Source organism: Arthrobacter sp. B0427-1-12 (assembly GCF_059092905.1).
This window is the reverse complement of record NZ_JBNHIC010000174.1, coordinates 1-854: the sequence shown is the minus strand read 5'-3', so window position 1 is coordinate 854 and position 854 is coordinate 1. Positions and strand designations below refer to the sequence as shown.

At 68.1% G+C, this 854-nt stretch carries 1 protein-coding gene and 1 pseudogene; both read right to left on the bottom strand.

Going from position 1 to position 854, the window contains the following annotated elements; translation table 11 throughout:
* Positions 1–530: SDR family NAD(P)-dependent oxidoreductase (locus tag AC5RWU_RS24410; protein WP_493986750.1), on the bottom strand; the 530-nt coding region annotated here is incomplete at its 3' end.
* A gap of 139 nt (positions 531–669) precedes the next feature.
* Positions 670–854, bottom strand: a pseudogene (locus AC5RWU_RS24405) (hypothetical protein); the annotation flags it as partial.

Sequence of the window (854 nt, the reverse complement as noted above, 5' to 3'; positions counted from 1 at the left end):
CCGCCCATCCTGGTGGGCACCCAGCCGGGATCGACAGCGTTGCTGAGAACGTCCGGCCATAACCGGGCGACGGCCAGTGCGAGAGCGGTGACGTAGAGCTTGCTGTCCGAGTAGGACACGCTTTGTGCCCCGCCGCTGCGGCCCAGGCCGGTCAGGTCGGCGCGGCCGCCGCGGTGTAGGCCGCTGCTGAGGTAGATCAGCCGGTGCGGGCGGGGGATGAGGGCGGTGAGCAGGTAGGGTGCGACGACGTTGACCCCAAAGACATGCGGACCGTTGAGCACGCCGGCGTTGTGGACCACGGCATCCATCGGACCGAGTCGGTTCACTTGGTCGGCGACGTCGCGCGTTTTCCCGATGTCTGACAGGTCACCGACCACACTTAGCGCGCCGCAGTCGAGGAGATCCTGTACCGCGGCCAGACGGCCGGCGCTGCGTGCGTGCACGACAACATGGTGGCCGTTGCCCAGGAGGGACTGCGCGGCGGCCCGTCCGAGCCCGTCGGTGGAGCCGGTGATAAAAATGCGCGCCATCAGTCCTCCCTCGCTACGGCGATTGCCTGATGTTGCCGCCGCTGGTGAAGTATGGGTCCAGCCCCATTATGGGCTCCTGCACTGGGTGCAGTCTGGCCGCTGCCTCGATCGAGTGTCGAAACAGCCGTATTCGTCACCTTCAGTGGACGGCTCGCAGCGTGAGGAGCACCTTCGTGGCCCGGCGCTCATCCATCGCCTTGTCACCCTCGGCAGCCTGCTCCAGCGGCAGGGTCAGGTGACCGTCGGCTCCGCGCTGCGCCGATCCCGGCTGCCTTGTCCAGGGCCCGCCGGGCGCTGATCCGGCACCGCGAGGCCCGGATTCTC